Origin of the sequence: Microbispora corallina, assembly GCF_016863035.1 — a bacterium.
Lineage (GTDB): Bacteria > Actinomycetota > Actinomycetes > Streptosporangiales > Streptosporangiaceae > Microbispora > Microbispora corallina.
The window spans coordinates 1-13,491 of sequence record NZ_BOOC01000038.1; the positions used below are offsets into that span (position 1 = coordinate 1).

At 72.6% G+C, this 13,491-nt stretch carries 9 protein-coding genes; all 9 read left to right on the plus strand.

The features are described from left to right. The first annotated feature begins 627 nt into the window (after positions 1-627). Positions 628-1,377 carry a PH domain-containing protein gene (locus Mco01_RS31320; RefSeq protein ID WP_204060458.1) on the plus strand — a complete coding sequence of 250 codons (750 nt, stop codon included), beginning with the start codon at positions 628-630 and terminating at the stop codon, positions 1,375-1,377. Positions 1,378-1,560: 183 nt separating this feature from the next. Beyond that, the gene (locus Mco01_RS31325; RefSeq protein ID WP_204060459.1) at positions 1,561-2,952 is read left to right on the plus strand and encodes a TROVE domain-containing protein; all 1,392 of its coding nucleotides are present in this window, start codon (positions 1,561-1,563) and stop codon (positions 2,950-2,952) included. 299 nt (positions 2,953-3,251) lie between these two features. After that, positions 3,252-4,535 carry a PAS domain-containing sensor histidine kinase gene (locus Mco01_RS31330; protein ID WP_239104047.1) on the plus strand — a complete coding sequence of 428 codons (1,284 nt, stop codon included), beginning with the start codon at positions 3,252-3,254 and terminating at the stop codon, positions 4,533-4,535. Between the two features lie 290 nt (positions 4,536-4,825). Next, entirely contained in the window at positions 4,826-6,682 is a 1,857-nt protein-coding gene (locus Mco01_RS31335; RefSeq protein ID WP_239104039.1) for a pectate lyase-like domain-containing protein, read from the plus strand. Positions 6,683-6,824: 142 nt separating this feature from the next. Next, positions 6,825-7,262: a PaaI family thioesterase gene (locus Mco01_RS31340; RefSeq protein ID WP_239104040.1), complete on the plus strand. Its 438-nt coding sequence runs from the start codon at positions 6,825-6,827 to the stop codon at positions 7,260-7,262. Between the two features lie 404 nt (positions 7,263-7,666). Next, positions 7,667-9,451: an ABC transporter ATP-binding protein gene (locus Mco01_RS31345; protein ID WP_239104041.1), complete on the plus strand. Its 1,785-nt coding sequence runs from the start codon at positions 7,667-7,669 to the stop codon at positions 9,449-9,451. Positions 9,452-9,608: 157 nt separating this feature from the next. After that, a complete protein-coding gene (locus Mco01_RS31350) occupies positions 9,609-10,655 on the plus strand; it encodes a magnesium transporter CorA family protein (protein ID WP_204060464.1) in 1,047 nt (348 codons plus the stop codon). A 632-nt stretch (positions 10,656-11,287) separates the two neighbouring features. Further along, positions 11,288-11,512: a tautomerase family protein gene (locus tag Mco01_RS31355; protein WP_204060465.1), complete on the plus strand. Its 225-nt coding sequence runs from the start codon at positions 11,288-11,290 to the stop codon at positions 11,510-11,512. A gap of 23 nt (positions 11,513-11,535) precedes the next feature. Then, entirely contained in the window at positions 11,536-13,434 is a 1,899-nt protein-coding gene (gene epsC, locus Mco01_RS31360; protein ID WP_204060466.1) for a serine O-acetyltransferase EpsC, read from the plus strand. Positions 13,435-13,491: the final 57 nt, after the last annotated feature.

Below are 13,491 nucleotides of genomic sequence, written 5' to 3' on the forward strand. Positions count from 1 at the left end.
CGGGCGCCCGCCTGCCGACGTTCGAGCGCCTCAGCGCGGACGGGTACGACTTCGACCTCGACGCCCTGTTCGACTTCGGGCTGCAGCGTCTCCTCGACGGCATCGCGACGCTCCTCCGCCAGTCGGACCAGGACACCGCACAGCTCTGACCTGCCCGTACGCGGCCCTCGCGGCCGTCCGCACCCCGCGCCGCGGACGCCGCGGATCGGGGTGTCAGGGACTCGTCAAGGTTATTGCCCATCAGGGTCAGAACCGGACATAGTGGATGTCGCGACGATCGGCCGGGCATCCGGAGAGGAGGTGGGAACGGTGGCGCACCTGGTGCGGAGTGCCGCGTTCCGTCCCCTCCCGTTCACGCCCGCCGGGGGTCGCGTCCCCTAGGTGGCTTCCCTGGGGACATGTCCGCGACGGGCCGTGCGCGCGAGGCCGGCCCGTCCCGTGCCGCCGTCACCGTGACGTGACGCGGCGACCAGGGGCCTTCCGGTGAACGCGTCCGCGGCGACGACGCGGCTGGGCATGCCGCGCCGGCGCGCCGCGCGGGGCCGCCCCCATCCGGGCGGCCGCGTCCCGGAAGGCCCCATCTCCTCACGGCGGGACGACCTCGCCGGCCAGTCAAGGAAGCAGACGATGACACGACCTGTCCGGGCGCCCGGTTCGGCGCCGTCGCGGGTCCCACCCGGCCGCCCGCGCGCCGGCGTACGAGACCTCGCGCCGCGAGACCCCTCACCGCCGAACGCCTCACCGCGGGACATCCTGCGGGAGGCCGAGCAGGAGACGGCGCGGGAGACGGCGCGGGAGACGGCGCGGCTGCCGAGGGACGGCGCCGCCGCGGCCGGCTCGCCCGTGCGCGTGGCGCCGGACGCCCCCGTCCTCTTCCGCCCCCGGCCCTCCCGGGGCTACCTGTCGCTCGCCGTGGTGACGGCGATCCTCGGGTTCTCCGCGGGCAGGAACCTCGCGGCCGGCGACGGACCCGGCCTCGCCGTCGGCCTGGCCCTCTCGCTCGCGGCCGCGTTCTTCGCCGCGCTGACGCTCAGCTTCCCGCTCATGCGGTACGCGTTGTCGGAGGGCACGCTCACCGCCGGGTACGGCCCGTTCCTGCGGTACCGCATACGGCTGCCGGACGTCGTCTCGGTGACCAGGACGCCGCTTCTTCCCGGTTCGGTCGTGGCGCTGCTGCTGCCCGGCATCGGCCTGTACGGCGTTCGCTGCGCGGGCCTCGGCCGGGTCCGCGTGTGCGCGACGAGCGGGTCCTTCTCCGACGTCGTCCTCGTCCGCACGCGCCGGGGCACGAGCTACGCCCTCACCCCGGCCGACGGCCCCGGCCTGCTCACGGCGCTGCGGCTGCGCGGCGTGCCCGTACGACCCGGAGCCTTCTAGACCCGCTCCCCCGTCCCGGCGGGCCGCGGACGCCTCCTCCCGTGGCGCCCGGCCCGGCCGTCCACCACGACCTCCTGGTGCGCGAAAGGGCCCTGGCGGGGTGCGATCCACTGGGCATCCAGGGCCGCCATCGCCCTTCTTTTCTCAGGAGGCCCCCGCACAGAAGCACGGAGTCCCCTTCCCATGACGACATCCGTCCTCACCCGCGTCGAGGCCGACAGGAAGGAGCTGTTCCTCCTCGTCGTACGGGCCCTCGCCGACGCCGGCGACCCGACCCTGGTGCGGCGTCTGGCCGACGTCGCCGTACGGCTGGCGTCCGCCGACGAGGAGTGGACGACCAGGCTGGCCGACTGGATGAGCCGGCATCCGGCTCTCGCCCGCCTGCGGCTGGCCCTCGTCGCCGAGCTGGCGCACGCCAGGATCCAGGCCCGGGCGACCCGGACCCGGTCGTTCGTCGACCGCGCGCTGCGGCGGGCCGACGAGCCGGGCGAGCTGCTGGCCTACTGGCTCGGCCGGTACGGCCGCTCGCTCCCCCAGCCGCTGAAGCGCGGCGTGGCCGACGCGGTCGTCCGGCTGTACGACGAGCCGGCCGTGGCCACCTACGACGGCCCGGGAGCCTCCCTGCGGTTCGCGGACGTGCTCGCGCTGACCCATCCGGTTCCCCGCGACGGGACGCAGTCGGCGCTGTTCGCGCTGACGATCGCCCGCAGGCGCGGCCTCACGCACGACATCCCGCCGTACCTGACGCTCCTGCGCGCCCGCCGGGAGCTCTACCGGATCGCCGCCGACAGGCGCGCCCCGCTGCTGGACCGGCCGGACGGCGCCCTGCGGCTCGCCTCGGCCGCCATGACGTGGTCGAGCGTGCGCCGCTGGCTGCTCGGGACCATGACGGGCGCGGCCTGGGCGGCCGTCCTGCCGACCATGTCCTACCGGGAGCGGCTCGCCCATCTGGCGGACCTCGACCGGGCGGGGGTCTCCGCCGAGGTCGCCGCGTGGGTCGCGGCCGACCTGGCGGATCCGGCCTCCGTCGCCCGGGCCGGCGCGACCCCGCTCGACGTCGTGGCCGCCGTGCGCGCGGTTCCTGACTCGCGCTGGTCGGCCCCCCTCGGCCGGGCGCTGGAGTGGTCGCTGGGGAACGTCCCGGCTCTTCCCGGCCGCACCCTCGTCCTCGTCGACCGGTCCGATCTCATGGCCGGCCCGTGCCCGGCGGCGCGGTCCCTGACGCGGGCCGACGCGGCAGCCGTGTTCGGCGCCGCCCTCGCGCTGCGCGCCGTCGCGGCCGATCTCGTGAGCGTCGGCGCCGGCAGCCCCCGCGTGCCGGCCACGCCCGGCGACGGACCGCTGGACGTCGTCGCGCGGTTCGGACGGCCGGGCGGCTCCACGGGGCTGGAGCACGCCCTCCGGCGCCACCTCGACGGCCACGACCGCGTCGTGATCCTGACCCACCCCTCCAGGGCGGGCGAGGTCGCCGGGACGGTCGCCGGACGCCAGCACGTCGTCACCGCCATCACCGGCGGGGCGTTCACCGCCATCCCGTACGTCGAGGCGGCCGGCGACGCGTCCTGGCCGTTCTGACCCGGAAAGGACCATGGGCCGTCGCCGGCGGGGCACAACCGGTGACGGCCCGCGCGCCTCGGCAGTACGGGGAGCGGGCCGCCGCGATCGGCGTGATCGGCCGGGGAGGGAGCCCAGCCCGAGCGGGGGCTCCGGCACACCTGGGATCGACGCCGGCCCCCGACCGGCGACGGCTGTGCCGCCCGCTGTGGGGTCCAGGCCGCGCACCTGGCGGCCCGATTGGCCGGCTTCCCGGGCGGCGCCCGCCGGTCCGCTTTCCGTGAGCGGTACCGTCGGAGTAACGGGGAGACGTGGTGGTGATGTCCTCAGCCGTCGACTACGAGTCGGTGTTCAAGGCGCTCGCGATCCCGGTGGCGGTGCTGACGCCGGATGCCGTCATCGTCGCGGTGAACGACGCGTACCTGACGATGACGCGGCGGGCGGAGGCGGACCTGATCGGCAGGTGCGTCCTCAGCGCGTTCACGTTCAATCCGGACGCCGACGATCCCCCGGCCCTCCGGGGCGACGAGCTCACCCGGGAGTCGCTGGCACGGGCGTTGACGACCGGCGAGCAGGTGAGGACGCCGGTGCAGAGGTACGACATCGAGACGCCCGGCCACCCCGGGGAGTTCGAGGAGCGGTACCTCAGCGGGGTCACCGTTCCCGTCCTCGGCCCGGACGGCGAGGTGAGGTGCCTCATCCTCCAGGGCGAGGACATCACCGACTTCCTCCGGCAGCTGAGACTGTGCGGCGAGCACGGGGTGGCCGGCGTGCGGGCCAGGCTGAAGGAGATGGAGACCGACGTCTACGCCCGCGCCCGCGATCTCCAGGACCTCAACGGCCGTCTCGAACGCGCCTACCGGAAGCAGTGCGAGACCACGTCGGCGCTGCACGAGGCCGTCGAACGTCAGCGGCGGCTCGTCTTCGACCTCTCCCACGACCTGCGCAACCCGATCGCCGCGCTCCTCGCCAAACTGGACGTGGCGCTCTCGGATTCGGGCGCCGACCTGCGGCAGAGCCTGTGCCAGCTGGTGCGGGACGTGGAGCGGCTCAACGCGATCGTGGCCGACATGCTGGAGCTCGCGCGCCTGGAGACCGCGATCCCCAGCGCCTGCGAGCCGTTCGATCTGGGCCGTCTGGTGCTCGACGAGCTGCAGCGCCAGCCCCTGACCGCCCGCGTCGTCCCCCGGGTCGACCCCGGGGTGGCGGTGCGCGCCTGCCCCGTTCGATTCGCCCGGCTCCTGGGCAACCTGCTGTCGAACGCCGACCGCCACGCGGCCTCGAGCATCGAGGTCGTCGTCACCGCGCACCCTCCCGACGCCGTCCTCGAGGTGGTCGACGACGGGGCCGGCATCGCCCCCGGCGACCGCGAGAGGATCTTCGAACGGCTCGTCCGCCTGGACGACGCCCGGCGCCGGGACCCCCAGGGGTCCGGGCTCGGCCTGTCCATCGCCCGCGAGATCGCCCAGAGCTTCGGCGGCCGGCTGTACGCGGACGACTCCCCCACCGGGGCCCGCCTCGTGCTGCGGCTCCCCCTCGCCTCGCCGCAGGACCCGGAGGAGAGCGCCCCCGCCGACCGGCCCGGTCGTCCAGCGACTCCTTGACAGAATCCCTGCGCGGAAAATCAAGAGGCGCGGAGGCATGGCGCGACGGCCGGTCCACAGGGTAAAAACATCCCAACCCATTTTTCACAACTTGATATAAGGCGGGCCACCGGAGAGAGCGCTCTCTCCGGCCCGTCCCGGTGGCGTCCAGCCGCCCATCCCCCTCGAGAGGCAGGTCTATGTCGATCGTGAGCCGCATCGGCACCGGGAGGCTCCGGCCAGGCAGCGCTGCACGCCCAGTGGAAAGGACGAACCGTATGACCAGCCAGTCTCCTGGCACTGAGAGTCCCGTGAGGCGGCGCTCCCTGCGCCGGCGGGCGGGGCGGGCGGTGACGCTCGGCCTCGTGCTGACGACCGCCGTCCTGACGGCGGGGACGGCCGCCGTCGCGGCCTCGCCGCCCCCCGCCGGCGTGGACCTCGGACCGAACGTCACCGTCTTCGACCCGGCCATGCCCGTCGGCGACATCCAGGCGAAGCTCGACGCCGCGCACACCGCCCAGGTCGACAACGAGATGGGCACCGACCGCTACGCCTTCTTCTTCAAGCCGGGCACGTACGGCACCGCGGACCACCCGCTCCAGATCAAGGTCGGCTACTACACGGAGATCGCCGGCCTCGGCGCCTCGCCCACCGACGTCGTGATCAACGGCAAGGTCGAGGTCTACAACCGGTGCCTGGAGAACGGCGGCACGAGCAACTGCCTCGCGCTCGTCAACTTCTGGCGCACCCTGTCCAACCTGTCGCTCACCATCAACGCGGCCGGGCAGGACGGCTGCCGGGCGTCGGCCGACTTCTGGGCCGTCTCCCAGGCCGTGTCCATGCGCCGGCTGAACGTCACCGGCGGCGGCCTGTCGCTGATGGACTACTGCACCGCCGGTCCGCAGTACGCCAGCGGCGGCTTCATCGCCGACTCCAGGCTGCCGTCCGTCACCAGCGGCTCGCAGCAGCAGTGGCTGACCCGCAACAGCGAGATCGCCGGCTGGTCCAACGGCGTGTGGAACCAGGTCTTCTCCGGTGTCGTCGGCGCTCCGAGCGAGGCCGGCTTCCCCAGCCCGCCCTACACGACCCTGGACGCCACTCCCGCGAGCCGGGAGAAGCCGTACCTGTTCCTGGACGCGCAGGGCCGGTACAACGTCCGCGTGCCCGCCGCCCAGCGGAACTCCCGCGGCGTCTCCTGGGCCGGGGGCCTCACGCCCGGCCGCACCGTGCCGATCTCCGACTTCTTCGTGGCGAAGCCGTCCGACTCGGTGCAGGTCATCAACAGCCAGCTCGCGCGCGGCAAGAACCTGCTGCTCACGCCCGGTGTCTACGACGTGGCCCGCAGCATCGAGGTCAAGCGCCCCGACACGGTGATCCTCGGCATCGGCCACGCCACGCTCACCGCGGTCAACGGCGCGACCCCGCTCGACGTCGCCGACGTCCCCGGCGCGATCGTCGCCGGCGTCACGATCGACGCGGGCCTGAAGGAGTCGCCGGTCCTGCTCCGCGTGGGCAAGGGGCACGGCGGCGGCCGGAGCCGGGCGGACGACCCGACGACCCTGTCCGACGTGTACTTCCGCGTCGGCGGCCCGCACGTCGGCAAGGCCGGCACCGCCCTCGAGGTGAACAGCGACAACGTGATCATCGACCACACCTGGGTGTGGCGCGCGGACCACGGCGTCGAGGGCTTCACCGACACCCAGCGCTGGAACACCAACATCGGCCGCTACGGCGCCGTCATCAACGGCGACCATGTCACGGCGACGGGCCTGTTCGTCGAGCACTTCCAGCGGTACAACACCGTGTGGAACGGCGACGACGGCACGACGATCCTGTACCAGAACGAGCTGCCGTACGACCCGCCGACGCAGGCCGACTGGATGAACGGCCCGGTAGAGGGCTACGCCGGCTACAAGGTGGGCGACCTGGTGCGGACGCACAACCTCTACGGCGGCGGCGTCTACGTGTTCAACCAGAACAACCCGTCGATCCACACCGAGAACGGCTTCGAGGTCCCGCAGACCCCGGGCGTCAGGCTGCACCACATCATGACGGTCAACCTCAGCGCCGGCGTCATCGACCACGTCGTGAACGGCGTGGGCGCCGCGGCCGACACGACCAAGATCGGTTCGCCGGTGTACGTCGTGGACTACCCGGCCGCGTCGTAGACCCGGCAGGGCGAGACAGCGCGGCGGCACCGCCGCGACCGGTGGGCCGGAGCGGGCGAGTTCCGGCCCACCGGCATGTCGCGGCCGCCCCCGGCGCTGCCGGGGCGCCGGGAATGTCGGTGGCGGCTGCTTGTATGCGGGTGTGGACACCGGCGGGCGAGGGCTGTTCTGGGACGTGCTGGCGGGGCGCGCGGCGCCGCCGCCGGCGGCCGTGACGCTGGGCTGGGAGCTGGTCGCGATCGACCCCGAACGGGGAACCATCGAGGTCGCCTTCTCGGCCGGCGAGTCGTTCCTCAACCCCGCCGGCGTGATCCAGGGCGGTTTCCTCGCGGCGATGCTGGACGACACGATGGGGCCCGCGCTGGTGGCGACCCTGCCGCCGGGGCGGTTCGCGCCGACCCTCGACCTCCACGTGCAGTTCGTCCGCCCAGCCCGCCCGGGGCGCCTCCTGGGAAAGGGGCGGGTGGTGCACCGGGGCACCGAGGTCTGCCACCTGGCCGGCGAGCTCCTCGACGTCCAGGGCAGGACGGTGGCGGTCGCCACCGCCACCGCCGTGATCCGGGCCGCCCCCGGCATGTGAACCGCCGTCCCGGCATGGCGAGCCCCCGGCCGGGCCGTCCCGGCCTTCGAGTCCCGCCGGCGGGCGCCGCGTCGTGCTGTGCTGGACAACTTCGACCGGGCCTTTGGAGCCCACTTTCGCGAAGTCCTCGACTCCGAGGACGAACTCAAGGAATGGGCGGCCAGAATCGCGATTCTGGCCGACCGTACGGCGACAGCACGTTTCGACCGACAACTGCTGCGCCGACAATATCCAGCGCAACACGGGACGGCTGACCGAACTGCTCGAGGAACGCGGCGCCGGCGGCCGGAAAATCGCTCGCACCTCCGTGACCCGCTGAGGCAGCATGGCCCGGGCGGCGTCGGTATTCGGGAGGGCTGATGACTGCGCTCGTATCGGTGGAGAATGTGCAAGAAAGCCCATCCGTGCGGAAATCAGCCGTTCTGCTGGCGCTGCGCTACTACTGCAATGAGCTGAAGCGCCAATGGCGGGTCGCGGTGCCGGCGCTGACGCTGCCGGCGATAGGCAACATCTGCCTGTTCTACCTGGCGCCACTGGCGGTGGCCGGGCTCGTGGGCCGCCTGTCCGGCGGCCGGGACGGCTCCTTCGACGCGCTGCTGCCCTACGTGCTCGGGTTCGGCGCGCTGCTCCTCACGGGCGAGACGCTGTGGCGTGTGGGGCTGCACTTCCTGAACCGTACGGACGCCCGCGGCATCGAACGGCTCGGCGTGGTCGGCATGGACGAGCTGATGGCCAAGGACGCCGCGTTCTTCCACGACAACTTCGCCGGCTCGCTGACGAAACGGCTGCTGGGGTTCTCCTCCAGGTTCGAGGAGTTCGCCGACACGCTCGCCTTCTCGATCGTGGCCAAGGTGGTGCCCCTGGCCTTCGCCTCGGTGGTGCTGTGGCGATACCACCCGCTGCTGGTCCTCGTCCTCGTGGGCCTCATCGTCGTCACCGGCGCGCTGGTCGCCCCGCTCATCCGCCGCCGTCAGGCGCTGGTCGACGCACGCGAGGCCGCCAAGGTACGGGTGTCGGGCCACGTCGCCGACGTGCTGGCCAACATGGAGACGGTCCGTGCGTTCGCCGCGCTGGACCGCGAAGCCGCCGAATACCAGACGCGGCTCGCGGAGCAGCGCAGGCTGTCCCTCCGCTCCTGGGACTACGGCAACCTCCGGGTGGACACCGTCGTAGCCCCGCTGTCGGTGCTCACCAGCGCCGTCGGCCTGCTCCTCGCCGTTGCGCTACGCGGCGGCCTCGGCGTGGAGGCGATCGTGGTGACGTTCACCTACTACACGAACACGATCAGCATCATGTTCGAGTTCAACCAGATATACCGGCGCATGGAGAGCGTGATCACCGAAGCCGCGCAGTTCACCGAACTGCTCCTCGTGCCGCCGGCCGTGGTGGATCCGGCCGAGCCGCAGCCGCTGCGCCCGGCCGACGCGAGCGTCCGCTTCGAGCGGGTGACGTTCGCGTACGCCGACGGCCGGCCCCTGTTCGAGGACCTGGACCTGGACATCCCCAGCGGCGCCAAGATCGGGCTGGTCGGCCAGTCAGGCGGCGGCAAGAGCACCCTGACCCGGCTGCTCCTGCGCCTGATGGACGTGGACGGAGGCAGGATCCTGATCGGCGGCCAGGACATCGCCCGGCTGCGTCAGGCCGACCTGCGCGGGCTCATCGCCTACGTGCCGCAGGAACCCGCGATGTTCCACCGGTCCGTACGCGACAACCTCGCGTTCGCCCGGCCGGGCGCCACCGACGCCGAGATTCTCCGGGCGGCGCGGGCGGCGCATGTCACGGAGTTCGTCGAGTCGCTGCCGGACGGGTTCGACACCCTGGTCGGCGAGCGGGGCGTCAAGCTCTCCGGCGGCCAGCGGCAGCGCATCGCGCTCGCGCGCGCCATCCTGCGCGACGCCCCCATCCTGCTGCTGGACGAGGCGACCAGCGCCCTGGACTCCGAGAGCGAGATCCTCGTCCAGGAAGCCCTGTGGCGCCTCATGCAGGACCGCACCGCGCTCGTGGTCGCCCACCGCCTGAGCACCGTCGTCCGCATGGACCGGCTCGTCGTGCTCAACCGGGGACGCATCGTCGAGCAGGGCGCCCACAGTGAACTGCTCCAGGCCCAAGGCTCCTATGCCCGGCTCTGGCATCACCAGTCCGGAGGTTTCCTCGTCGAGGACGACACCCCGGACATGGTCCCCCGCTGAGCGGCGCGCCGGCCCGGGCGTGCGGACCGGGTTCGGCACGCCGGCCGATCCGGGTCCGCCCGCCCTCCCGACGAGGCGGGCGCGGCGTCGTGCTGTGATGGGTACGTCACGACGAGACTCCCCGGGCACTGTGGCCGGATCTCTCGAAGGAACCCAGATGGACGTTCGCCTGATCGACGACGAGGGGGTCGAGGAGCGTCCCGCCGAGGAGCTCACGGCGCTGCTCGACCGGCAGGACGGCCTGGTGTGGGTGGACATCGCCACCTGTGACGACGAGGCCGCGCGGGTGCTCTCGGAGGTGTTCGGCTTCCATCCGATGGCGGTCAAGGACTGCGTCGAGCGCAACCGGGTGCCGAAGATGCACGCCTACCGCGACCATGTGTTCGTCGTCCTCCACGCGCCCGAGCGGGGCCGGCGCGGCCATGTGCACTACGTCGAGCTCGACCAGTTCATCGGCCGGAACTACCTGGTCACGGTGCACGGGCCGGTCAACCCGGCCGTCCCGCCGGGCATCGCCGTGCGGGAGACCCGGGCGGTCCTCGCGCGGATGGAGGCCGGCCGCCTGCGTCCCGCCTCGCCGTTCGAGCTGTCCCACGCGATCGTCTCCGCGCTGATCCGCACCCAGGAGGACTACGTGGAGACGGCGACCGGCGACGTGTGGCGGCTGGAGCAGCGGGTCACCGGCGGGGACGCCGGCGACCCCGAGGAGTTCCTCGACGAGCTGTTCCGCACCCGCCACGGCCTGCTCACCGTGCGCACCATGGGCGCGCTGAGCAGCGCGATCTACGGAGGCATGGCCGGGCTCGCCCGGATCTCACCCGACGGGCAGCGTCTCGTGGCCGAGACCGCCGACCGGTTCGACCGGATCCGCAGGGTGGCCGACGGCGAACGGGAGTATCTCCAAGGGGTGATCGAGTTCTTCCAGACCGCCCTCACGATCAAGGCGGCCCTGATCGGGCAGTCGCAGAACGAGGAGGTCAAGCGGCTGACCGAGGCCAGCTACGCCCAGAACGAGGAGATCAAGAAGATATCCGCGTGGGCGGCGATCCTCTTCGCTCCCACCCTCATCGGCACCGTGTACGGCATGAACTTCGCCCACATGCCGGAGTTGGGCTGGGCCCTCGGCTACCCGCTGGCCCTGCTCCTCATGGCGCTGACGTCCACCGCGCTCTACCTGGTGTTCAAACGGCGGGGGTGGCTGTGAGAGCTCGTGGAAAACGGGTTCGGCATTCGCCCGTGCGAGGTCGAGGGCGAAGAGGATAGGGGTTGACCGAGCGTTCTACGGTACTGCACGCTTACCAATAAGTGAAGACACGGTCCCATATTCGGCCATCCGGAAGAAGGCACGGATATCCGGGCCATGAAAGGAGTCCAGCCGGAGGACCGCACATGTTCTGAGCACATCCTTTTGGCACGCGTTCGATCTCGGGCCGGGTCTCCCGGCTCGACGGGCAGGCGGTCAGCCGATCGCCCGCCGCTCGTCCCCCGCCGGGTGGCCGTCCCGCCGGCGGCGAACCGTCAACACCGCCCCCACGCAGGCGATCTCTCACCGGCGGCAACGTCCGGAGCCCGCCCGGGACATCGCCGGGACGTCGTGGTGAACCCCAGTGGGCGGACGCCTCGCCGACGACGACCGGCATGACGAACCGCCGGACCACGCACGCGGATCCCCGGGCCGTCACTCGCCGCCGATCTCGAATTCGATTCACTCCAGCATTTCCACGCGGCCGATCCCGCGCGGTTCCCGCGTGCCTCCGGCACGTCCCCGGACTTTTCACCGGAACCGGGTCCCGGCGGCGATGCCGTACGCCCCGGAACGAATACGAGGAGACGAAGATGCCGCACGTGAATATCAAGTACTTTCCGGTTCCGTTGTCCGGCGAACAGGAGTCGGCACTGGTCGCCACGGTGACGGAGGCCGTGCAGAACGCCTTCGGATGCGACGGGGGCATCGTGTCGATCGCCCTGGAACCGGTCCCGGCGGAGGAGTGGGACCTGCGGGTCTACCAGCCGGAGATCGTCGAACGCGCGCACCTGCTCCGCAAAACGCCGAACTACTGATGAACGGCGACGGCGAAGCGGCGATGCCGCGCGGAGAACGGCCGGAGGGGCTGCTGGGCCTCCTGGCCGAGGACCTGCGGACGGTCGTCGAGCGGGACCCGTCCGTCCGCAGCCGGCGGGAGGCGCTGCTGCATCCGGTTCTCCCGGCGCTGTGGCTGCACCGGGCCGCCCACCTGCTCCACCGGCGCGGACGGCGGCTGCCGGCCCGGCTCCTGATGGTCCTCGCCCGCGCGATCACCGGCGTGGAGATCCACCCGGGCGCGGTGCTCGGCCGCAGGGTCTTCGTCGACCACGGCGCGGCCGTGGTCATCGGGGAGACCGCGGTCGTCGGCGACGACGTGACCGTCTATCACCAGGTGACGCTGGGGGCGCTCGGCTGGTGGCGCGACAACCTGCGTCCCGAGGGGGAACGGCGGCACCCGGTGATCGGGTCCCGCGTGGTGCTCGGCGTCGGCGCGACCGTTCTCGGCCCCGTGCACGTGGGAGACGACGCCGTCGTCGGGGCGCAGGCGCTCGTCCTCGCGGACGTGCCCGCCGGCGCGCACGTCTGCGCCCCGATGGCGACCGTGTCGCCCCGCCGTCCCCGCCCGCCCGTCCCGTCCCCTGACGAAAGGAGAGGATCGATGGATCCGGACAGCACGGTCCTGATAGTCGGCGCCACCGACGAGACGGTCCGCAAGGCCAAGGAACTCGGCCTGCGCGTCCTGCTGCTGCAGCACCCCACCAAGGTCACCGCGGAGCAGGAGGAGCTGGCCGACGTCCTGCGCGTCCTCGACTACACCGACTGGGCGGCCGTCGAGCCGGTCGCGCGGTCGCTGCGGGAGGAGCCGGGGTTCCGCGTCGCGCTCTCCATCACCGAACCGGGCCTGGAGAACGCGGGACGGATCAACGACCTGTTCGGGCTGGACGGCACCGGGTACGCGGTCACCCGCAGGCTCCGCGACAAGCTGGCCATGCGCCGGCACCTGGCCGGGCTCGACCCGTCCGCGGTGGCCGCCGCGCCGCTCGCGCGGCGCGAGGACCTGGACGCCTTCGCCGCCGCGCACGGGTACCCGTTCATCGTCAAGCCGACCGACGCGACCGCCAGCATCGGCGTGCTGCGGGTCGGCGGGCCCGAGGACGCAGAACAGGCGTGGGAGACGGTGGAGCGCCTGCGGGGTACGCGGACCGACCGGGTCTCGACCATGTACCTCCTGCAGGACTTCCTCATGGAGGAGTACGTCGAGGGACCGGAGTTCAGCGTCGAGGCGTTCAGCTTCGCGGGCCGGCACGTCGTCGTGGCGATCACCGAGAAGTTCGGGCACCATGACAGCTTCGCGGAGCTCGGCCACGCCGTGCCCGCCCGGCTGGACGAGCCGGAGCAGGACCGGATTCGCGCGAGCGTGGGCCGCTTCCTCGACCAGATCGGGCTGCGCGACGGCGTCTCGCACACCGAGGTGCGGCTCGCCGCCCGCGGCCCGGTGATCATCGAGAGCCACAACCGCATCGCCGGGGACCTGATCCCGGAGCTGGTGCGAGGCGCGTACGGCGTCGACCTGACCGAGTACGCGCTGGGCTGGCCGTTCCGGCTGGTCGCCGAGCTGCCCGACCGCCCCGAGGCGTACGCGGGGGCGTGTGTGCGGTCCCTGGTGAGCGAGCCGGGACGGGTCGAGTCGGTCGAGGGCGGCGGCGACGCCGCGGCACGGGACGGCGTGCTGGACGTGCGCATCACCGCCAAGCCCGGCGACACCGTGCACGCGGTGCGCGACAACTGGGACCGCCTCGGCCTGGTGGCGGTCGTCGGACCGGACACGACCGCGGCGATCCGGCGCGGCGCCGAGGTCATCGAGGAGGCCATCCGGATCCGGGTGGCGGGCGAGGACGGCCGGACCTGGTTCGCGCACGCGGCCGAGGCCGGCTCGCCGGCGGGGGTGCGGGCATGAGCGGGCGCAGCGGCAGGCACAGCGGCAGGCACAGCGGCGCGGGCGACCCCCTGCGGC

Coding starts and splice junctions, on each gene's coding strand:
- Mco01_RS31320 (WP_204060458.1), top strand. CDS start 628: ATGACACGACCTGTCCGGGCGCCCGGTTCGGCGCCGTCGCGGGTCCCA.
- Mco01_RS31325 (WP_204060459.1), top strand. CDS start 1,561: ATGACGACATCCGTCCTCACCCGCGTCGAGGCCGACAGGAAGGAGCTG.
- Mco01_RS31330 (WP_239104047.1), top strand. CDS start 3,252: ATGTCCTCAGCCGTCGACTACGAGTCGGTGTTCAAGGCGCTCGCGATC.
- Mco01_RS31350 (WP_204060464.1), top strand. CDS start 9,609: ATGGACGTTCGCCTGATCGACGACGAGGGGGTCGAGGAGCGTCCCGCC.
- Mco01_RS31355 (WP_204060465.1), top strand. CDS start 11,288: ATGCCGCACGTGAATATCAAGTACTTTCCGGTTCCGTTGTCCGGCGAA.
- epsC (WP_204060466.1), top strand. CDS start 11,536: ATGCCGCGCGGAGAACGGCCGGAGGGGCTGCTGGGCCTCCTGGCCGAG.